The organism is Halomonas sp. LMYGS-3 (assembly GCF_059509875.1).
Map to the genome: position 1 here is coordinate 1 of NZ_JCAKFQ010000005.1, position 20,716 is coordinate 20,716.

Below are 20,716 nucleotides of genomic sequence, written 5' to 3' on the forward strand. Positions count from 1 at the left end.
TCTGGTACTCTCTCATTGGGAACATCCTATCTCTTGGCGGAGACTGGAGGTTCCCTTTGACCGCAGCACACGGTCAAACCTCGGGTAGTCCCCCGGCAAAGCCGGGGGATTACCTTATTTATTTACGATGCTGCGTCTGGTATGGAGATCGCCGCAATACCGGGACCGCGGCCTGACGAGGCCGTTCTATCGAACGATGCTGCGCGGATACTGACAGCGTACTATGTTCGCGAAGACGAAGGCGCCTCCCGGGACCGTGCGCGAGTCGTTCTCTGGAACATCGAGGAAGGTCGGGCGATCTGGACCGAGGAACTCGGGACCAGGGCGATGCCAGCGCGGCTCATGGCGCTGCCGGGTGGCTTTTTCGTGGCCCAAGGCATCGGAGCCGACGATGGCTACATCGCGCCTTGGATCCGCTACTTCCCGGCGGACGGCGACGGGCCGTGGAGCCCCGCCGGTGAGGACCCCGTCCGATTCGAGCATCTCGCGACAGACCCGGGGGCGAATGTCACCCTCCTGCACGATCACGAGGCCATCGAGCTGCGTGATGCTGCGTCAGGAAACCGGATCTGGCGACGGGCTCGAAGCTTTATTGGCGGCGGGTCCGTGCCTATCGAAGCCGCATTCCTGCCGAATCGAGCGGGTGTTGCCGTAGCCGAAAGCGGCTATGGGAATCCCAAGCAAAGGCTGCGCATTTTCAGCCTCGACACGGGCCGGGAGTCTCTGAGCCGCGAAGGGACAGCTTGGGCCCGGAGCATCGCCGTAACCCGTGACGGCTCGTCGGTGGTGCTCGCGCTTGAAACCGATGAGGGCGCTGCGCTTTCGGTCATCCGCATCGCGGATGGGATGGAACTCAAACGCATCCCTCTCATAGACACTCCGGTGACCATCAGAACCCTGCCAGACTCGGCCCAGGTCGCGATTCGATATTCCTCCTCCATTCTGGAAATTCGCGACCTTGATAGTAGCGAAACGCTGCGACGTTTCGATATGGCGATCACTGCCGATGCATCCGCTCATGCGACGCGTGCTCAGCGCGCCATCACCCAGAAGGGAAACGCTCTTCGCCTTTGGGATACGGCCGCGCTAGGCGAGATAGCGCCCCCAATGGTCGACGGCAAGATCAGGCATCCACGGATTTCCCCCGACGGGGCGCGAGTCGCCTACGCCTTCGAGAGTGCCGAGACCGGCTCCGGCATCAGGCTTCTGGATGTCGACGCCGAGGATCAGGCGCGCACGATCCCGGCGGAGGATGTCCGCGGCCTGGACTTTTCTCCCAACGGACGATGGCTCGCGATCCAAGGGGGGCAGCACACGGTACGCATCGCCGATGTGGAGACCCTGGCGACCCGGCTGACGGTCCGCGCGCTTTCGACGGGAGACATCAGTCAGGTCGGCTTTACGGGCGACGGCTCCTTCCTCTTCGTTGTCGAGAGGGCGAGATACGTCGGCCGCGGTATGCAGAATCATCGTTGGGGTCTCAGGGCGTTCGCGGTTGCCACTGGCCGAGAGGTTGCACGCCGCGACGTGTCCGGAGCAGGGATCGCAACCGTCCCGGCGTCAGCCGAGATTATCTTCCGCGACGTTGATCGCCGTCTGAGACGGATGCGCCTTCCCGGCGATCCGCTGGACACCTGGCTTGCAGCAAGCGCTGACGATGTTGCCACAGCACCCGACTCCACGATCGCTCTCACGGTTTCGTATTGGAATGCGGATCAGGTTTTCGACGCCAGTGCCGGCCCAATCATGAACCTGACGACGGGCGACGAGCCCTACAACGTTCTGGCGGCAGACCTCTCCTCGGACGGGCGTCACGCGCTGCTGTCGCTGCGGGAGCGGGATTGGTCTGACGCTTCCCCAGGAGTTCTGAGCGTGCGCGAGACGGCAACCGGGAACGAGGTTGCTCGGCTTACGCGGGAGCGACACTTCTGGTCCGTCAAGCTCGCCGGGAAGGATGTGGCCCTGTTGTCCGAACTAAGAGATAGCTACGTCGATGATCCTCGGTGGCAGCTTGTGTGGTGGAACTGGCGATCTGGAGAGACGCAGACACTCGTGGCCGACAATCCGGTGACCGGGATCGAGATCAGTCCCGACGGCCGACTCTTCGCGACGGCCGAAGGTAGTCAGGACGACAACTCCGAGAACCGGCGCATCTTGGGTGACCGGCTGGTCCGGGTCTGGGACGTCGCGACCGGCGAGGAGCTGCTTCGAGTGTCGACGGAGTTCACCTTCGCCAGGCTCGCCTTCTCGCCGGACAATCGTTTCCTGGCGGTGATGGAGAAGGCCTCGGGGCTCGTCGTGGATCTCGAGACTGGCCGGGTCGCGCTTACGCTCGGCCCCGCGCATAAGGCGAGGCCGGACGGAACGCCTCATATCGTGAACGACATCATCCCGATGCAAGTGAACCGGCTTTGGCCGGGGTTCACCGAAGGCGGCGGGAGCCTGGTCGTAGTCACCGAGGCAGATATCGTCATGCATGATCTCGAGACCGGTAAGACGACGAGCCTGCCCGAGGCCGAAGCGATCAAGGGCGCCTCCTTCTCGGCGGATGGCCGCTTCGTTGCGGTCATCGCGGGCGATGCAGCTCGGATCTGGGACCTGACCACGCATGCCTTGGTGGCCAACATGCCGGTGAACGGCCTTCGCTCACTCCATTTCGCCGGGCCGGACGCCTCGAACTTGCTCGCCCTCGGGAATGCCGGTGTCGTGCGTCTGAACTGGCGACCGGAAGAACTTATCGGGCTCGCTTGCCGCGCCTTCTCCCACGACGGATGGCACAGGAGTCGATTCAGACTCACTGGTGAGACCCAGCCAGGACCGTGCGGAGCACAGAGAGTGGCAGACCGGAAGCCGTGACATGGGGGCCGGCCGTGGCCAGCCAGCTCGTCGCGTGTGCCGGTCGTGTGTGGTCATCGTCTTGCCTCCCGTCGTCAGTTCCGTTCTCGGTATGACCAGGCTCTTTGCGGTCATGAGATACATTGAGTGCCAGGTGACCGAACGCTGGGAGTAACAAGGGTGGCGGGATTGCGATGGACTCACTGATCACGGCCGCGGCGAGTGCACTCGCGGCGGGTGATCCCCTCGGCGCCTTGAACCGCGTCGCGCTGCGTGACGATGCGCCGGCGCTCGCCCTGCGCGGGATCGCGATGGCGCAGCTCGGCGATCTCGACCGGGCAAAGGCGCTGCTGCGCCGGGCGGCGCGTGCCTTCGGCGCGAAGGAGGCCGTGGCCCGCGCGCGGTGCGTCGTCGCCGAGGCCGAGATCGCGCTCGCCTCGCGGGACCTCGGCTGGCCCGCGAAGGCGCTCGACGCGGCGCGGGCGACGCTCGAGGCCCACGGTGACCGGGTGAACGCCGCCCAGGCGCGCTACCTCGAGGCGCGGCGCCTGCTGCTGCTCGGGCGCCTGGACGCGGCGGAGCGTGCGCTCGCCGAACTCGACCCCACGCCTCTCCCGCCCGCCTCGAGCACTGCCCACGCGCTGGTGGTGGCGGGGATCGCGATACGCCGCCTGCGCACGACGGCGGCACGCGCCGCGCTCGCTCGGGCCGAGCGCGCCGCCCGCCTCGCCGGAATCCCGGCGCTGTCGGCGGAGGTCGAAGGCGCCGCCCGCGTGCTGACCACGCCAGCGGCACGCCTGATCGCGCATGGCGAAGCGCGGCTCCTGCGGCTCGACGAGGTCGAAGCGTTGCTGGCATCGAAGGCGCTCGTCGTCGACGCCTGCCGCCACGTGGTGCGTGACACTCGTACCGTGGTCTCGCTCGCCAGGCGCCCGGTGCTGTTCGCGCTCGCCCGCCTGCTGGGCGAAGCCTGGCCCGGCGACGCGCCGAGGGACACGCTCATCGCGCACGCCTTCCGCACCCGGTATGCCGATGACTCGCATCGCGCGCGGTTGCGCGTCGAAGTCGGGCGACTGCGCACGGCGCTGGAGCCGCTGGCCGACGTGTGGGCGACGCGGCGTGGCTTCACGCTGGTGCCGCACCGCGCCCCCGAGGTCGTGGTGCTGGCGCGGCCGATCGAGGAGCCGCATGCCGCGCTGCTCGCCCTGCTCGACGACGGCGAGCCGTGGTCGAGCTCGGCCCTGGCGCTGGCGCTGGGCACCAGCCAGCGCACCGTGCAGCGGGCCCTCGACTCGCTGGCGGAGGCGGGCAAGGTGCAGGCGTTCGGTCGCGGGCGAGCGCGGCGCTGGATGACCCCGCCCGTGCCGGGATTCACGACAACCTTGTTACTCCCCGGTCCCTATCCGGGTGGCTAGGCTGGAGTCACCAACCCAGCAACCAGGACAGAACCATGAACCGTTCAACCGCTGAAATCCTCCGCGAATACGGCCCCTTTCCCGGCATCGACAACGTGCATGGCGTCACCTACGACGGCCGGCACGTCTGGCTTGCCACCGGCGACACCCTGACCGCCCTCGACCCGGCGAGCGGCGAAACGCGGCGCTCGCTCGAGGTCGCCGCCCACGCCGGCACCGCCTTCGACGGGGAGCACCTGTTCCAGATCGCCGAGGATCGTATCCAGAAGATCGATCCACAGACCGGCCATGTCATCACCACCATCCCGGCACCCGATGGAGGCAACTCGGGACTCGCCTGGGCCGAGGGGTCGCTCTGGGTGGGGCAGTATCGGGACCGGCGGATCCAGCAGGTCGATCCCCAGTCAGGCGAGATCCTTCGCACCATCGAGTCCAACCGCTTCGTCACCGGGGTCACCTGGGTCGACGGCGAGCTCTGGCACGGCACCTGGGAAGAGGACGCAAGCGAGTTGCGGCGCCTCGACCCGCGCACGGGAGAGGTCCTGGCGAGTCTCGAGATGCCGCCCGGCGTGGGTGTGTCGGGGCTCGAGTCCGATGGCGCCGATCGCTTCTTCTGCGGCGGCGGGAACAGCGGAACGGTGAGAGCCGTGCGCCGATCTCACGGGTAGGGAAGCTTCCACTTCCGCCTCGGCCGGCCTCACTCCTCGCCTTCCCGGCGCCGGTAGATCGGTACCTGCCCGTGGGCGGGCTCGAACCCCGCTACCGCCTCCGGTAGCGCCTCCTGGTTCCCCAGCACGACCAGGCCTCCGGGATGCAGGGCACGATACAGGCGACGGGCGATATCGCACTGCAGCTCCCGGTCGAAGTAGGTGAACGCCAGGTAGCGGCAGGCGATGAGGTGGAAGCGCCGCGCGGGAAACGCCCCGCGAATGTCGCGTCGCTCCAGTTCGACGCCTCGGCGGTACTCGCGCTTGAGGCGGTAGTGCGCGTCACGGTGCGCGAAGGCGGCGCCTTTCAGCGGCGGGGGAAGGTCCTTGAGGGCGCTGGCCGGGTAGCAGGCCTGCTCGGCGCGGGCGAGCTGGTGCGCCTCGATATCCGAGGCCAGGATCGTCAGGCCGAGCCCGGGGAAGCGCGACTGGAGGCGCTCACGCCAGAGAATGGAGAAGGTGTAGGGCTCCTCCCCGGCGCCGCAGCCCAGGCTCCACAGCGCCAGGGCCGCGGCGCCCTCTTCCCGGGCCCGCTGGGCCAACTCGGGGAGAAAGCGACACTCGAGCAGCTCGAAGACCCGCCTGTCGCGCCAGAAGCGCGAGATGGTGATGGGCAGGCAGCCGTCGAGCACCTGCCACTCCTGCGGGTGCGCGTCCAGGTAGTGCCGGTACTGGGCGACGTCCCCGATGCCGAGCGCGTCCATGCGCAGCTGCACCTTCCGGCACACCTGGCGACGGACCTTGCGAAACCCCCGCCAGCGCATGTCGAGGCGGGGCAGGGCCCACTGCAGCAGGTCGACGCAGTCCTGATCTTTCATTCTTGACCGCAGCAGGCCTTGAACTTGCGCCCGCTGCCGCAGGGGCAGGGCGTGTTGCGGCCGGGCTTGAGTCGGTGGACGGCGGGGTTGCCATCGAGATAGCACCAGCGCCCCGCCTCGCGCACGAAGCGCGACGACTCCTCCAGCACCGACCAGCGCCGGCCCTCGCGGAAGGTGGCGCGGAAATGTACCCATCCCCGCTCGCCCTCCTCGCCGCTGTCGAGCACCTCGAGACGCTTCCAGGTAGTCGCGGGGTCCGGGTCCAGGCTCGCTGGCCGAGTGCTCGGGTGCCAGGTCGCCAGCAGGTAGTCGACAAGGTCGAGCACGAAGGCGCTGTAGCGCGAGCGCATCAGCGCCTCGGGGGTCGGCGCCGGCTCGCCGGCGTGATAGCGCCCGCAGCAGCCGGCGAGCGGCCGGCCGCTCCCGCAGGGGCAGGCGGTGCGGTCGGAGTGTGTCATGCAAACCTCGTGTGGTGACTCCCACTCGTATAGGGCATCCGTTGCCGCAAGAGCAAGGCGGTTCACCGGTCAGCCCACATGCTCAGGCCGTCGCCGCGAAGGCCGCCTCGATGGCATCGACGTCGCCGGGCGTTTCGGGGCGGAGGGTGGGGTGCGGTGTCGTCATGGGGCGCTTTCTTTCCTCAGAGCCGAATCGTCCCTCGCAGGTAGGGGGCCACCTGTCCGGTGAGGATGACCCGGTCGCCCTGACATTCACAGGTCAATTGCCCCTGGCGGGCGCCCCCCTGTCGGGCCGTCATTTTTGTCTTGCCCAGCCGCCCGGCCCAGTACGGCGCCAGCGTGGTATGGGCCGAGCCCGTCACCGGGTCCTCCTCGACGCCGACCTTGGGCCCAAACCAGCGCGAGACGAAGTCGAATTCCCGACCCGGTGCCGAGACCACCACACCGCGCCCCGGCAACGCCGCCAGCTTGGCCATGTCCGGCACCAACGCCGCGACGATGTCCTCGTCCTCCACCGCGACGAGAATGTCGTCGGTCATGACGACGTCGCCTTGCGCCAATCCCAGGGCGGCCAGCACCGTCTCGGGGTCGGCCATCGGCTCGGGCCGTTTGGCGGGAAAGTCCATCGCCAGGCCCTCCTCGATGCGGCTGACCCGTAGCTCGCCGCTGCGGGTGGCGAAACGCAGCGTCTCGCCCTTCTCATTCTTTTCGCCCTCTTTGCCCAGCTCGTGGAAGATCACCCAGGCGCTTGCCAGGGTGGCGTGTCCGCACAGGTCGACCTCGACCGTTGGCGTGAACCAGCGCAGGCGATACCCCGCCCCCTCGCGCACGAAGAAGGCGGTCTCGGACAGATTGTTCTCCGCCGCAATGGCCTGCAGGGTGGCATCGTCCAGCCACTCGGTCAGCGGGCATACCGCCGCGGGATTGCCCTCGAAGGGGCGACGAGCGAAGGCGTCCACCTGGTAGAGATCGAGTTTCATGGCATCCTTCCTGTGGGATCGCTGGGATGATCGTTCGTGTCGCCTGCGACCTGGTGTCCGTTCAGCAGGCGATCGGTCGGTTCAGAAGCAGGAAACCCGCCACGCGGGCGGGTTTCCTGCAGACTAGCACGGCGAGCCGATCACTCCCACTCGTTGGTCGCGGGCAGTTTTGCGATGACCTTGATCTCGAACTGAAAGCCATAGAGCCACGTCACCCCGACAGCCGTCAGCGTCGGATGAGGCGCGTCGCCCCAATACTCTGGCACCACCTTCCAGATCGTCTCGAACGTCGATTCCGGATCGACGATGAAGACGGTGACGTCAATCACATCGTCGAAGGTGCAGCCCGCAGCGGCGAGAATCGCGTTCAGATTATCGAATCCAAGCCGAACCTGAGCCTCCAGGTCTGGCTCGGGTGAGCCGTCTTCACGGCTGCCGACCTGCCCCGAGACGAACAGGAACCCATTGGAACGGATCGCCGGAGAGTAGCGGTTTCGCTCGTACAACGCCTGGCGGGCAGGGGGAAAAACAACGTCACGTCTTGTCATGGAGGACCTCCATCGATGGGCCGAGACCGGCCCGCTGTCAACGACAAGGTGACTCTAGGTGTTCAGGCCCGGGTGGATAAACAAGCATCCGTGGTCATCACTGTTTGTAGAATCCAAACAATTCCCCAAAGATCGGGAGTCGCAATGGACCGCTTCGACGCGATGCAGGCATTCGCCCGGGTAGTGGAGACCGGCAGCTTCACCAAGGCAGCCGAGACGCTGCCTATGAGCAAAACCAGCGTGACGCAGCTTGTTCAACAGCTGGAGGCACGGCTGCGCGTCAGGTTGCTCAATCGCACCACACGCAAGGTCAATGTCACGGCCGACGGTGCCGCCTACTACGCGCGCGTGGTAAAGCTGCTGGCCGATATGGAGGACGCCGAGACCAGCCTGTCCAGTGCGTCGACCTCCCCCAGAGGACGGCTGCGGGTGGATGTGCCCAGCCCGCTGGCGCGCATGATCCTGATACCGGCATTGCCCGCGTTCCATGCTCAATACCCCGACATCCAGCTCGATCTGGGCGTGAGCGATCGCATGGTTGACCTGATCGACGAGAGTGTGGACTGCGTCGTGCGCGGCGGCGAGCTCACCGACCTATCGCTGATGGCTCGACGCGTGGGCGACCTGCAGTTGAGGGTCTATGCAACACCCAGCTACCTGGAGCGCTGCGGCGCGCCCTCACACCCGCAGGAGTTAGCAGGCCTCCATCATCACATCGTGGGGTTCTCGTGGGCACGCACCGGCAAGGCCGTCCCCTATGCCATGCACCGCAACGGGGAGAGTGTCACTGTGCAGGGTCGCTACAAGGTTGCCGTCGACGACGGCAATGCCTACCTCGCGGCCGGCCTGGCCGGCCTGGGAGTGCTTTGGCTGCCGGACTACATGGCCAAGGAGCATGTGGCGCGCGGGGAGCTGGTGCCCCTGTTCGATGAGTGGCGCCTCGATCCCATGCCGTTGTACCTGGCCTATCCTCCAAACCGTCATGTCAGCACCAAGCTGCGCGTATTCATCGATTGGATCGCCGACCTGATGGCGCAACATGCGCCGATCACTGGCGTTTGACACCTCTCGGGGCACTCCCAGCAACACCAGCCCCGGAATCACCCGAAAGCCGAAGCGCCGGTAGTAGCCGGGCTCGCCCAGCACCACGCAGCCCCGGGCACCGCGCTCCCGCAATCGTGCCAGGCATGCCTGTACCAGCGCCCGCACGATATGCTGCTCGGATGGCTGCTGTGCGGCGCTTCGTGGAAGGCCGCCACGGTGACGGCCTCGATGGCCGCGGCATCGCCGGTCGTTTCGGGGCGGATGGCAGGATGCGGTGTCGTCACGGCTTGGACTCCTGGCAGGCGACAGCCTTCAGCATGGCTGATTGGCAGACCTATAGGACCCGAGGGTCTGTCCTTCATTTTACCTCTGGCGGGAAGCACCGGACCTTTGGGTGACCTAAGGGACATTGCCGCACCCGTGGCGGTATGCGCCAAGCATTCGGTCCCTCTTTTCCTCGTTTATCCAATTACCAGACAGTCCTGACGTGTCGATAGGCTGTGATCTTTTCGTCCGCTGTGATCAACTCAGCGTTGAAGTGCCGAGCCAGTGCCACGATCATTCGGTCTGCCGGGTCTTTATGAAACTCTCCCGGGAGCCGAGTTGACTCAACCGCCGTGGCAGCGTCCACGGCGACAAAGCGGACTCCGTCGATCTCCTCGACTGTATCCAGCCAGTCATCGGTGGCCATCGATAGGGTGAGGCGGCCCTTCTCTACCAAAAGCGCAATCTCCCACGCAGAGATGGCTGAAATCAGTATTTCTCCATCATCCGCCTGCATCTCATGCTCGATGGCCTCAAGAGCGCTTTGCGAGAGCTGGGAGTCGCCATTGACCCACCACAGCAGGGTGTGAGTATCCAAAACGATCAACGCAGCGCCTCCCAGTCTTCCTCGCCCACTGGTTCGAATGGATCAGCCAGCTCGATGACGCTGCCGCGCAGGCGCTCAAGCGGGGAGCGCTGATCTGCTTTATACCGACGCACCTCGATAGCTGGGCGCCCTTTATCAGTCACAATGACAACCTCGCCCGAGGCTTCAACCTGACGGAAGAACTCCAGTGCCCTCGCCTTGAATTGCGATTTCGAGACTTCTTCGGAGTGCATGGCCATCCCCTAGTCATGGTGTATAGTCACCAAGGTAGCGCGATGCGATGACTACGGCAAGTAGTCATCCACCTGTAGCGCCACTTCAAAAGCCCGCCTGATAGTCTCCTGGTCTACCGACAGGTATGGCTTGGTGTGATCCAGCTCCTGGTGTCCCAGGACAGCCTGCACCGTCTCGACCTCGCCGGTGGCTGCCAGCACCCTTGCCGCCAGCGTGCGGCACCCGCTGTGGCTCGATCCGAGCTTGATGCCGGCTTGCCTGTACAACCTGCTCATCGTCTGCTGGAGAGCGTCACAGGCTCGATACTCCCTGGGGCCGGAGTCCAGCGCCCTACGTTTCGTCGCCATTTCAAAGGCATGCCCTTTGTGCGTGAGTACCACTTGATGTGCGGCAGGAAGCCCCGGTAGGCGCCTTCACGGGAGAGCCCCCAGTAAGCTGGGCGGGGCGTTGAGCAAGTGGCACATGGGGCGGCTATCCATCGTCCCTGTCCCTCAGGGTCGACGCATGGCGGCGACCAGGGCGCTTGCCCCGATCAGGCTGCCGGCACCGGTGCGGTGCAGGATACGGCGAAGCCGGGCACTCAGCAGCTGGCCGCCGGTGGTGGCCAGGAAGGTGTAGGCGAGATCGCTGAGCACGCCGATGACCAGGAAGGTCGAGAACAGGATGGCCAACTGCGGCAACAGGGGCTGGTTCGGTGTCACGAACTGGGGCATGAAGGCCATGAAGAAGGCCAGGCTCTTGGGATTCAGCGCGGTGACGAGAAAGGCCTTGGCCGTGCCGACCCGGATGTCCGTGCCCGACGGCTCCAGATCGCCCAGTCGGCCGGCCTCGCGCCACATCCTGATGCCCAGGTAGAGCAGATAGGCGGCCCCGACCCACTTCAGTACCTGGAACAGTTCGGCGGAGCTCATCAGGAGGGCGCCTACCCCGGCGAACGACAGGGTCATGGCCAGCAGGTCACCCACGAAGAAGCCGGGCAACATGGCCAGGGCGGCCCGCCGCCCACGGTTGACCCCGGTGGCGACCAGCAGGGCCACGGCGGGGCCGGGGGACACGATGATCAACAGCGAGGCCAGGCAGAAGGAGAGCCAGAGTTCCAACGGCATAACGCGTTCCTCATGCGACGCTTAGTGGGCCATGGCCGTGACGATCGGCACATGAACATGACCATGAAGGATCACTGCCGCCACATGGAAAAGCAACACGGCCATCAGGCCGTTGAAGCGGATGAGCAGGCGCGGGGTGGTGATCCGTCGGCCGGGCCCCCAAGGGTGCGTTCACGTCGATCCGCCACGGATGGCATTGAGGCGCTCGGAATCGGGGCCGTCCCTCATGCCCTTCGCCTGAGATCACGCCAGTGTGGGCAATCGCTTACATCCGCGTAAGAGATATGTGGCGATCGCGCCAATGGGTGGCACGGCCATAGACAAAGCCCATAAACTCGCCACATCGCGATGGAGCAAGGAATCTCCCATGGATCTAGCGAAGATCGGCGACAAGGTGGCCTGTTCCTGCAAGGGCGGGCCGCATCGCATCGTTTCCGGCGCGTCCATGGCCCTGGTGGATGGCATTCCCATCGCCAGGGTCGGCGACAAGAGCTCCTGCGGTGCCACCATCACCACCGGCGCAAGCTGGTATTCGATTGAAGGCTCACCTGCCGCTATCCATGGCAGCGCGACCTCATGTGGTGGATATGTCGAAGCGGCTTCTACTACGATCACCGGCTCACCCACCAGAGCGGGCACGAAGGCAGCGGTCTCTCAAGCTCACACAGCCTCCGTTGATGCACCCAGGCACATGGATGATGCATTCATGACCTCGTTTTCCGAAAACAACACAGAAGCCGTATACGAGTATGTTGCCGAAGAAACCGAAGTCATCATGAACCAACCAGCCTATCTTCCGGTAGAGGGTGTTGGCCTCAATGGTGGCTATATCTTTCGGAACCATATCACTATCAGGAACAATACCCTTCATATATCGTCACGCGGTGGAGCACCCTCGGCCCAAGCCCCGGGTTCAGGCACTGCTATTCTCAACATGCGTGCCGAGCTAAGGGATGGCGACCAGCTTCTGGAGACGGCCGTTCTAAAGAACACTGGCATCAATGCCTGGCCAGATGAACCACAGTACATTCCGATAGGCCACGCCTCTCTTCCCTTGCCCGCACCACAACCCGGCAAGGCGCTTTCTCTTTACCTGCAAGGCACTTTCCAATATCAGACCAGTGCAGGGTCGGCAACGCCAATACCCCCCAGCACCAGCAAGACGATTTCCATTCAGGCAGTAGAGAAGCAACATGCTCCGTAAATTATTCTTTATCATTCCGCTGTTTTTTCTTCTCTCGGCCTGCCAAGAAGGCATGAGCAATGAGATTCATGGCGATTCTGTCGAGCTTCAAAGACAAGCCAACGAAGAAGTCGCCTTCGGCATAACGGAAGGAAACAACGACAGACTTGACAGGGCAAAGTATCTGATAGGGAAGTCACTGAAAGCAGATCCCAACAACCATGCAGCGCTACTCAATAGAGCGCAGATCGCCGTCTACCAGCAGAACTACGAACTCGCACTACGCGATGTGGAAAGTGCTTACGACATTGCGCCGAGCAATGACTCACTACCAATTTTTCGCTGCATGCTGATAGAGGAAGTCAAAGGGGATGAGAGCGGGAAGAACTGCTACTCAGCAGTCGAGGAAAGTTACGCCGAGCAGCATCGTGAAGACAGCCAAATCCCTGCTAACTGGGTGGGCGCGGCTATCCTTGCCGACAGCCACGCTGCACCAGAGCTGGCCGAGGCATATCTTGAGCAGGAAAAGGCCAAGGGCGAGATGGAAGCAGAGATGGCCGAGATGACAATCGAGAGCCTCCAGGATGGAAGCTATGTGGACCAAGTGTTGATGCGATAGCTGTGACTGGCCATCAATAAAGCTGGCTACAGTCGGCAAATCCACCACGTTGGCAAATCATGGAGCCTCACATTGCTGATATGACAGTGGTACGCTAATGTGCATTACCGTGGCCCCATCACCGACTGGAGTTTCTGCATGGAACGCGGCGCCAGCACCGAATGCCCCTTCTGTCATCCGGAACGTGCCAGGGTCATTTTCAGGCACCCGCATTTCTTGCTGTATCAGGATGGCTTCCCCGTGTCGCCAGGGCATACCTTGGTGATTCCCAACCGGCACGTCGCGACGATTGCCGAACTCAGTACCGATGAGCAGGCGGCGCTTTTCCCGGCGGTGCTCGATGCCCAGAGACTACTCGACGCGAGCCACCGGCCGGATGGCTACAATATCGGCATCAACCAGGGAGCGGCAGGCGGCCAGACAGTACCGCACCTGCATGTACATGTCATTCCACGCTATCACGGCGACCAGCCAGACCCGCGCGGCGGGGTTCGCTGGATATTCCCCGACAAGGCGGATTACTGGTCATGACGATGCAGCCCCCTCCTTGCGGCGAGGTCGATATCCACGCCTTCAGCCAGCTCTTCAACAACACGACCAACTCCTACAAGCTGGCCTTCTTCCAGGCCCTGCTCAACACCCTGCTGGATAGGGAAAGGAGCGGCGCTCGTGACCTCCTCATCGAACTACGAGAGCTGGCGACCGAGATGCTGGCCCTCGCCTGGTACCCCCACAACTTCTTCCGGCTATCATTCGGCCTCCAGGATCAGACCGGCCGAGTACTCGACCGGCTGGATTTCAACCTGGATGAGCGAGCGCTGACACACCCGAACACCCACAGTCGACTAAGGCAGGCCATTGCGGACCAGTACGATACGATCCAGGCTGACAGTCTGCTGCGGTTCGTGCCTTACCGGCTGCTGTCGCCGTTCTTCGCCTCCGAGCTGAAGGGCCTCAAGGACAGCCAGAAGGACAGGCGAATCAGGGAGCTCGCCAACGCCCGATTCTCGAGCCACTCGCCCCCCATCTATCGCTTCACGGAAGGCGGGCATGCGATCGAGGTCCACCCCGCCTGGCGAGACTATCTTGTCCAGGGACTCGCCATCATCGATGGCTGGGTGAAGCACAACTGGATCGGTTACTTGCAGGACCGCAACTCCAGCACGCCCGCGATCATCAAGAAGATCATGCCACCGCTGCAGCGTTCCCCCCTGACTCGGCAGACGCGCTTCTGGCAGGTGGTGATGGCGCAATCCACGCAACGCTGCATCTACACGGGAGACCCGATCGAGCCGAATGACTTCGCGCTTGACCACTTCATCCCCTGGTCCTTCGTCTGCCACGATCAGCTATGGAACCTGATCCCGGTATCCAGTACCGTCAACTCCTCGAAGGGAAGCCGTCTGCCCCTGGAAACGCATGTGGACAGGTTCATCGAAGCTCAGTACCACGCCTTGAAGATTGGCCGCAGCCATCTGACGGACTCCGCCTGGAACAAGGCCACCGAGCCCTATGTCAGCGACCTCCAGCTCTCCCGCCAAGCACTGCTCGACGGCCCGAGGCTCGACAGCGCCTATCGCAATACCTTGGGCCCGCTGATCTCACTGGCCAGGCAGATGGGTTTCTCCGACTTCCATGGATAATGGGGGTCTGTCCCTCATTACCCGACTTCCATGGATAATGGGGGTCTGTCCCTCATTACCCCCGTCCCTCATTACCCCCCCTTATGCCTGTCGGATATACGTCATGGCGTTCCGTGCAAGTACTGGGCTTTGATGAATTTGGCCACCTCACCCCGCCATGACGCCTCGTATCCGCTTCCTGTCCGTCAGGCCAGCGTTTTGCCTCGGGCTTCCTTCAGATTCCCCCTCGCGGGAGACACCCTTGCCGTCGGCTAGCACTTCCCCTTGCCGGGCGTGCAGGGGACTTTCACCCCCAAGTCATCCCGAGGCACCACCCTCGGGAACAGCGCCAGTCAGGCGCTGCGCGCCATGCCTGGCGCACCAAAAAAAGGGCCTACCCTTTGGTAGGCCCTTGCTCTCGGTCAGCTCAGCTGCGTAAGGCGTTCTGCCTAGCTTGCCTCACTCCCACTCGATCGTCGCGGGCGGCTTGCTTGAGACGTCGTAGGTCACGCGCGAGACGCCGCTGAGCTCGTTGATGATGCGGTTGGAGACCTTCTCCAGCAGCTCATAGGGCAGGTGGGCCCAGCGGGCGGTCATGAAGTCGATGGTCTCCACGGCGCGCAGGGCGATGACCCACTCGTAGCGGCGGCCGTCGCCGACCACGCCCACGGACTTCACCGGCAGGAAGACGGCGAAGGCCTGGCTGGTCTTGTGGTACCAGTCGGCCTTGTGCAGCTCCTCGATGAAGATGGCGTCGGCCTCGCGCAGGATGTCGGCGTACTCCTTCTTCACCTCGCCGAGGATGCGCACGCCGAGGCCCGGCCCCGGGAAGGGGTGGCGGTAGACCATGTCGTAGGGCAGGCCGAGCTCCAGGCCGAGCTTGCGCACCTCGTCCTTGAACAGCTCGCGCAGCGGTTCGACCAGCTTGAGCTTCATGGTCTCGGGCAGACCGCCGACGTTGTGGTGCGACTTGATCACGTGGGCCTTGCCGGTCTTGCTGGCGGCGGACTCGATCACGTCGGGGTAGATGGTGCCCTGGGCCAGGAAGTCGACGCCCTCGATCTTGCTGGCCTCGTCGTCGAACACCTCGATGAAGGTGTTGCCGATGATCTTGCGCTTGGCCTCGGGGTCGGCCTCGCCCTCGAGCTTGCCGAGGAACAGCGCCTCGGCGCCCACGCGGATCACCTTGACGCCCATGTGCTGGGCGAAGGTCTCCATCACCTGGTCGCCCTCGGCCTTGCGCAGCAGGCCGTTGTCGACGAACACGCAGGTCAGCTGGTCGCCGATCGCCTTGTGCAGCAGCGCGGCCACCACCGAGGAGTCGACGCCGCCGGAGAGGCCGAGCAGCACGTGGCGGTCGCCCACCTGGTCGCGCACCCGGGCGATCTGGTCCTCGATGATCCGCGCAGGGGTCCAGTTGCGCTCGCTGCCGCAGATCTCCAGCACGAAGTGCTCGAGGATGCGCTGGCCCTGCAAGGTGTGGGTCACCTCGGGGTGGAACTGCACCCCGTAGAAGCGCTTCGCCTCCCAGGCCATGGCGGCGATGGGGCAGCTCGGGGTCGAGGCGGTGACGGTGAAGGTGTCGGGCACCCGGGCCACCTTGTCACCGTGGCTCATCCACACGTCGAGCAGGCCGCGGCCGGTCTCGTGGTCGACGTGGTCCTTGATGTCCTTGAACAGCGCGGTCTCCTCGTCGACGCGCACCTGGGCGTAGCCGAACTCGCGCTTGTGGGAACCCTCGACGGCGCCGCCGAGCTGCTCGGCCATGGTCTGCATGCCGTAGCAGATGCCCAGCACCGGCAGGCCCATCTCGAACACGCACTGGGGGGCACGCGGCGAGCCGAGCTCGGTGACCGATTCCGGGCCGCCGGCGAGGATGATGCCGTTGGGGTTGTACTCGCGGATCTCGGCCTCGGTGATGTCGAAGGCGCGGATCTCGGAGAAGACGCCGATCTCGCGCACGCGGCGGGCGATCAACTGGGTGTACTGGGAGCCGAAGTCGAGGATCAGGATCTTGTGGGCGTGAATGTCGGTCATCTGGCCTTTCCTTTGAGAGGCAAACGGCCCGGAAACACGAAAGCTGGAAGCGGCGCGGCCACTTCCAGCTTCAAGCTTCCGGCTTCAAGCTTGGATTAACCCGCGCGGTAGTTCGGGGCTTCCTTGGTGATCTGCACGTCGTGCACGTGGGACTCGGCGAAACCGGCGCCGGTGATCTGCACGAACTGCGGCTTGGTGCGCATCTCCTGGATGTCGGTGCAGCCGGTGTAGCCCATGGAGGCGCGCAGGCCACCCATCAGCTGGTGGACGATGGCGCTCATCACGCCCTTGTAGGGCACGCGGCCCTCGATGCCTTCCGGCACCAGCTTCTCGGCGCCGGCGTCCTTGTCCTGGAAGTAACGGTCGGCGCTGCCCTGGCTCTGGGCCATGGCGCCCATCGAGCCCATGCCGCGATAGGCCTTGTAGGTGCGCCCCTGGAACAGCTCGACCTCGCCCGGGGCCTCCTCGGTGCCGGCCAGCAGGCCACCGACCATCACGCAACTGGCCCCGGCGGCGATCGCCTTGGCCAGGTCGCCGGAGAAGCGCACGCCACCGTCGGCGATCAGCGGGATGTCGTAGGGCGCCAGCGCCGCGGCGACGTTGGAGACCGCGGTGATCTGCGGCACGCCGACGCCGGCCACCACGCGGGTGGTGCAGATGGAGCCGGGACCGATGCCGACCTTGACGCCGTCGGCGCCCGCCTCGGCCAGGGCCTTGGCCGCCTCCGCCGTGGCGATATTGCCGCCGATCACCTGGATCTGCGGGAAGTGCTCCTTCACCCAGCGCACCCGGTCGATCACGCCCTTGGAGTGGCCGTGGGCGGTGTCGACGATGATCGCGTCGACGCCGGCCTCGGCCAGGGCGGCGATACGATCGGGCGTCTCGGGGCCGGTGCCCACCGCGGCGCCGGCCAGCAGGCGGCCGTCGGCGTCCTTGGCGGCGTGGGGGAAGGTGCGCGCCTTCTCGATGTCCTTGAAGGTGACCAGGCCGCGCAGGTGGAACGCCTCGTTGACCACCAGCATCTTCTCGACGCGGTGCTCCTGCATCTTGCCCTTGATCACGTCGAGCGCGGTGCCCTCAGGCACGGTGACCAGGCGCTCGCGGGGGGTCATGATGTCGTAGACGCTGTCGCCGTGGTTGGGCTGGAAGCGCATGTCACGCTCGGTGACGATGCCCACCAGGGTCTCGCCCTCGACCACCGGGAAGCCGGAAAAGCCGTGCTCGGAGGCCATGGCCAGCAGGTCCTCGAGCTTGGCCTTGGGGCCCACGGTGACCGGGTCCTTGACGATCACGCTCTCGTGCTTCTTGACCTTGCGCACCTCCGCCGCCTGCTGGGCGATGCTCATGTTCTTGTGGATGATGCCGATGCCGCCTTCCTGGGCCATGGCGATGGCCAGGCGGGCCTCGGTCACGGTGTCCATGGCGGCCGAAACGAGCGGGATGTTGAGGTAGAGGTTGCGGGTCAGGCGGGTCCGCAGGCTGACGTCCTTGGGCAGGACCTCGGAGTAGCCGGGTACGAGTAATACGTCATCGAACGTAAGAGCTTCTTGGGCCATACGTAACATAATCGGCAACACCCATTTTGAGCAGATGGGAAGACGGGGGCGTGGAGAAGTTAATCAACCATTATAACGGCCAAGGGTGGGTCACGTCACGGGGGAGAGGCAACGGAAGCGTAGCCCGCCTACGAGCCGGCCCATGAGAAAAGCTGGTATTGCCATCAGGTTCGCCGCCGTGAACTAAAATGGATAGGCACGCTCAAGGCTTCCCTCATACAACGCTCCACCCAGAAAGGGGTGTCGACATGAATTGGGACCAGATCGAAGGCAGGTGGACAGAACTGAAAGGCAAGGCTCGCTCGAGCTGGGGCAAGCTCACCGATGACGAGCTGGATCAGCTCCAAGGCAAGCGCGACCAGCTGGTCGGCAAGCTCCAGCAGAAGTACGGCCTGGCCCGCGAAGAGGCCGAGAAGCAGGCCGATGAATGGGCCAGGAAGCTCTAACCCGCGCTGTGGCTCGATCGACGGGCCACAGGAGGACTGCCATGCACAAGCACGTACTGACCGTTGCGATTGCGGCCGTGGCGGGAAGCCTCGCCCTCGCTGCCCAGGCGGCCGAGGAGCCCGGTGCCCCCCAGGGCCTCTATGCAGCCGATGACATCCTGGGCTCCGATGTCTTTCTGGCCGACGACCCCGAGGAAGACGTCGGTAACGTGGATAACCTGTTGCTCGATGACGACATGCGCGTCACCGCCATCGTGGTCAAGAGTGGTGCGGTTCTCGGCCTGGGCGGGCGCGGGGTGGTCGTCGAAGCCGGACAGTTCCGGCTCGAAAGCGAGCTGGACGAGGCTGGCGCTGCCACGCACCGCATCCTGGTGGAAGCCTCCGCCGAGGAGATGGAAGCGTTTCCGGAGTACGACCGTGACTGGTGGGAACAGGCCAGGGAACAAGCTCGCGAGACCTGGGAGAGGACCCGCGAGGGGGCCGCAAGCGCCTGGCAGCGCACGCGCGAGGCCCTGACCCCCGACGAAGAGGCTGAAGTCCCCGAAGAGGCTGACGTCCCCGAAGAGGCTGAAGCGCCCGAAGAGGCTGAAGTCCCTGAAGAGGCTGAAGCCCCCGAAGACGACGACTGATCTCCGCCGACGGGCCATCGTCCCACCACCATGACATGACGCCGAGCCGACCAGGCTCGGCGTCATGGGTGGGTAGCCGCCATGATAGAGTGGCGGCTCGCCCCCGTCAGGATGAGAGTGCCATGTCCCGCCCCGATGCCCCTGCCCTTTCCGTCAGCGAGGTGAACCGCCGCGCCCGGCAGACGCTGGAGCGCGACTTCGGCGAGCTGTGGGTCGAGGGCGAGCTCTCGGGGGTGTCGCGGCCGGGCTCGGGGCATCTCTACTTCACCCTCAAGGACGACCGGGCCCAGCTGCGCTGCGCGCTGTTCCGCAACCGGGCGCGCTTCGTCGCGGCGCCGATGCGCGATGGCGACCGGGTCAAGGTCCGCGGGCGGCTGTCGATCTTCGAGCCCCGCGGCGATTACCAGTTGATCGTCGAGGCGGTGCAGGCCGCCGGCATCGGCGAGCTGCTGGCGGCCTTCGAGCGGCTCAAGGCCCGGCTCGCCGCCGAGGGGGTGTTCGCCAATGCGCGCCCCCTGCCCTACCCGCCGCGCCACCTGCTGGTGCTCACCTCGCCCACCGGGGCGGCGATCCGCGACGTGCTGGCGGTGCTCGCCGCGCGCTGGCCGCTGGCCAAGGTCACGCTGATCCCGGTGCCGGTGCAGGGCCGCGAGGCGGCCCCGGCGCTGATCTCGGCGCTGGGCCTGCTCAACCGCCAGTCGGCGCTGGACCCGGGCCGCGACGCCATCCTGATCACCCGCGGCGGCGGCAGCCTGGAGGACCTGTGGGCCTTCAACGACGAGCACCTGGCCCGCGCGATCTTCCACTCGCGGCTGCCGGTGATGTCGGCGGTGGGCCACGAGGTGGACGTGACGCTGGCCGACTTCGCCGCCGACGTGCGCGCCCCCACCCCGTCCGCCGCGGCCGAACAGCTGGTGCCCGACCGCCGCGAACTGGCCGCCCGCCTGGTCGCCCTGGCCGGCCGACTCGAGCGCGTCCAGCTCGGCCGGCTGGAGCGCGAGGCCCAGCGCCTCGACCACCTGCGCGCCCGACTGCGCCACCCCCGCGAGGCGCTGGCGCGCCAGCGCACGACCCTGGCCCAGCTCGAGGCCCGCCTGGTGCGCGCCATCCAGGGCCGGCTGGCGACCGAACGCCGCCGCGAGGCGCACCTGGCCCAGCGGCTGGCCGCCCACCCGCCCGGGCGCCAGCTGGAACAGGCGAGCCAGCGCCTGGCCCGGGCCCGCGGCCGGCTGCTGCCGGCGATGCAGCGCGAGCTCGCCCGCCGGCGCGAGCGGCTCGGCGGCCTGGCCCGCGAGCTGCAGGCGGTGAGCCCGCTGGCGGTACTGGGGCGTGGCTATGCGATCCTGGAGGACGACGCGGGGCAGGTGATCCGCCGCGCGGCGGACACCGCGCCCGGCCAGGCGCTCACCGCCCGCCTGGGCGAGGGGCGCCTGAGGGTGGAGGTGAAGCGGCGTCTGAAGAAGTGACGCTCTCCTTGCTCGCGACCGGGGGCTCGGCGGGATTACCGATCGGTAATTCACAACGATTTCAAGCGCTCGCCGCCGCAGGTAATTACCGACCGGTAATTCTCTCGATGCAGGTCGACGGATTCGGCCCTATACTTACCGA

At 65.4% G+C, this 20,716-nt stretch carries 20 protein-coding genes; 11 read left to right on the plus strand and 9 right to left on the minus strand.

Features of this window, described 5'->3' with window-relative positions:
* Window positions 1-141: 141 nt before the first annotated feature.
* The 3 genes from AC5W54_RS06055 to AC5W54_RS06065 all read left to right on the plus strand — a co-directional run bounded on the left by AC5W54_RS06055 (window position 142) and on the right by AC5W54_RS06065 (window position 4,918).
* Window positions 142-2,856, plus strand: coding sequence for a WD40 repeat domain-containing protein (locus AC5W54_RS06055; RefSeq protein WP_495961173.1), 2,715 nt, complete (start codon window positions 142-144; stop codon window positions 2,854-2,856).
* A 173-nt stretch (window positions 2,857-3,029) separates the two neighbouring features.
* The gene (locus AC5W54_RS06060; RefSeq protein WP_495961174.1) at window positions 3,030-4,250 is read left to right on the plus strand and encodes a helix-turn-helix domain-containing protein; all 1,221 of its coding nucleotides are present in this window, start codon (window positions 3,030-3,032) and stop codon (window positions 4,248-4,250) included.
* Between the two features lie 35 nt (window positions 4,251-4,285).
* Entirely contained in the window at window positions 4,286-4,918 is a 633-nt protein-coding gene (locus AC5W54_RS06065) for a Vgb family protein (protein WP_495961175.1), read from the plus strand.
* 29 nt (window positions 4,919-4,947) lie between these two features.
* Here AC5W54_RS06065 and AC5W54_RS06070 read toward each other — a convergent pair whose 3' ends face one another.
* The 4 genes from AC5W54_RS06070 to AC5W54_RS06085 form a co-directional block, all read right to left on the minus strand.
* Complete coding sequence (locus AC5W54_RS06070) at window positions 4,948-5,775, minus strand: CheR family methyltransferase (RefSeq protein WP_495961176.1); 828 nt, start codon at window positions 5,773-5,775, stop codon at window positions 4,948-4,950.
* Window positions 5,772-6,233 (minus strand): YchJ family protein, encoded by a 462-nt coding sequence (locus tag AC5W54_RS06075; protein ID WP_495961177.1) that lies wholly within the window; start codon window positions 6,231-6,233, stop codon window positions 5,772-5,774. The genes AC5W54_RS06070 and AC5W54_RS06075 overlap by 4 nt, the downstream gene beginning before the upstream one ends.
* A gap of 182 nt (window positions 6,234-6,415) precedes the next feature.
* On the minus strand, window positions 6,416-7,213 hold the full coding sequence (locus AC5W54_RS06080) for a PhzF family phenazine biosynthesis protein (RefSeq protein ID WP_495961178.1): 798 nt from the start codon (window positions 7,211-7,213) through the stop codon (window positions 6,416-6,418).
* A 140-nt stretch (window positions 7,214-7,353) separates the two neighbouring features.
* Window positions 7,354-7,761 carry a RidA family protein gene (locus AC5W54_RS06085; protein ID WP_495961179.1) on the minus strand — a complete coding sequence of 136 codons (408 nt, stop codon included), beginning with the start codon at window positions 7,759-7,761 and terminating at the stop codon, window positions 7,354-7,356.
* 144 nt (window positions 7,762-7,905) lie between these two features.
* On the opposite strand from AC5W54_RS06085, the gene AC5W54_RS06090 reads away from it, so the two are divergent.
* Complete coding sequence (locus tag AC5W54_RS06090; protein ID WP_495961180.1) at window positions 7,906-8,823, plus strand: LysR family transcriptional regulator; 918 nt, start codon at window positions 7,906-7,908, stop codon at window positions 8,821-8,823.
* Between the two features lie 451 nt (window positions 8,824-9,274).
* On the opposite strand, the gene AC5W54_RS06095 is transcribed toward AC5W54_RS06090, so the two are convergent.
* The 3 genes from AC5W54_RS06095 to AC5W54_RS06105 form a co-directional block, all read right to left on the minus strand.
* The gene (locus AC5W54_RS06095; protein WP_495961181.1) at window positions 9,275-9,676 is read right to left on the minus strand and encodes a type II toxin-antitoxin system VapC family toxin; all 402 of its coding nucleotides are present in this window, start codon (window positions 9,674-9,676) and stop codon (window positions 9,275-9,277) included.
* Window positions 9,673-9,909: a type II toxin-antitoxin system Phd/YefM family antitoxin gene (locus AC5W54_RS06100; RefSeq protein WP_495961182.1), complete on the minus strand. Its 237-nt coding sequence runs from the start codon at window positions 9,907-9,909 to the stop codon at window positions 9,673-9,675. Before AC5W54_RS06100 ends, AC5W54_RS06095 begins: the two co-directional genes overlap by 4 nt.
* A gap of 492 nt (window positions 9,910-10,401) precedes the next feature.
* The gene (locus tag AC5W54_RS06105; RefSeq protein WP_495961183.1) at window positions 10,402-11,016 is read right to left on the minus strand and encodes a LysE family translocator; all 615 of its coding nucleotides are present in this window, start codon (window positions 11,014-11,016) and stop codon (window positions 10,402-10,404) included.
* Window positions 11,017-11,383: 367 nt separating this feature from the next.
* Between AC5W54_RS06105 and AC5W54_RS06110 the strand changes: the two genes are divergently transcribed.
* From AC5W54_RS06110 to AC5W54_RS06125, 4 genes are all read left to right on the plus strand, one after another.
* Window positions 11,384-12,220 carry a PAAR domain-containing protein gene (locus AC5W54_RS06110; RefSeq protein WP_495961184.1) on the plus strand — a complete coding sequence of 279 codons (837 nt, stop codon included), beginning with the start codon at window positions 11,384-11,386 and terminating at the stop codon, window positions 12,218-12,220.
* Window positions 12,210-12,818, plus strand: coding sequence for a hypothetical protein (locus AC5W54_RS06115; RefSeq protein ID WP_495961185.1), 609 nt, complete (start codon window positions 12,210-12,212; stop codon window positions 12,816-12,818). The genes AC5W54_RS06110 and AC5W54_RS06115 overlap by 11 nt, the downstream gene beginning before the upstream one ends.
* 138 nt (window positions 12,819-12,956) lie before the next feature.
* Complete coding sequence (locus tag AC5W54_RS06120; protein WP_495961186.1) at window positions 12,957-13,349, plus strand: HIT family protein; 393 nt, start codon at window positions 12,957-12,959, stop codon at window positions 13,347-13,349.
* Entirely contained in the window at window positions 13,346-14,461 is a 1,116-nt protein-coding gene (locus tag AC5W54_RS06125; RefSeq protein ID WP_495961187.1) for an HNH endonuclease signature motif containing protein, read from the plus strand. Before AC5W54_RS06120 ends, AC5W54_RS06125 begins: the two co-directional genes overlap by 4 nt.
* 438 nt (window positions 14,462-14,899) lie before the next feature.
* On the opposite strand, the gene guaA is transcribed toward AC5W54_RS06125, so the two are convergent.
* Together guaA and guaB are read right to left on the minus strand one after the other, a co-directional pair.
* A complete protein-coding gene (gene guaA / locus AC5W54_RS06130) occupies window positions 14,900-16,477 on the minus strand; it encodes a glutamine-hydrolyzing GMP synthase (protein WP_495961188.1) in 1,578 nt (525 codons plus the stop codon).
* A gap of 95 nt (window positions 16,478-16,572) precedes the next feature.
* On the minus strand, window positions 16,573-18,042 hold the full coding sequence (guaB, locus tag AC5W54_RS06135; RefSeq protein ID WP_495961189.1) for an IMP dehydrogenase: 1,470 nt from the start codon (window positions 18,040-18,042) through the stop codon (window positions 16,573-16,575).
* Between the two features lie 239 nt (window positions 18,043-18,281).
* Between guaB and AC5W54_RS06140 the strand changes: the two genes are divergently transcribed.
* From AC5W54_RS06140 to xseA, 3 genes are all read left to right on the plus strand, one after another.
* On the plus strand, window positions 18,282-18,479 hold the full coding sequence (locus AC5W54_RS06140; RefSeq protein WP_495961190.1) for a CsbD family protein: 198 nt from the start codon (window positions 18,282-18,284) through the stop codon (window positions 18,477-18,479).
* Window positions 18,480-18,520: 41 nt separating this feature from the next.
* Window positions 18,521-19,108, plus strand: a complete 588-nt coding sequence (locus AC5W54_RS06145; protein WP_495961191.1) for a PRC-barrel domain-containing protein — start codon at window positions 18,521-18,523, stop codon at window positions 19,106-19,108.
* Window positions 19,109-19,230: 122 nt separating this feature from the next.
* Entirely contained in the window at window positions 19,231-20,574 is a 1,344-nt protein-coding gene (xseA, locus tag AC5W54_RS06150; protein WP_495961192.1) for an exodeoxyribonuclease VII large subunit, read from the plus strand.
* Window positions 20,575-20,716 lie beyond the last annotated feature (142 nt).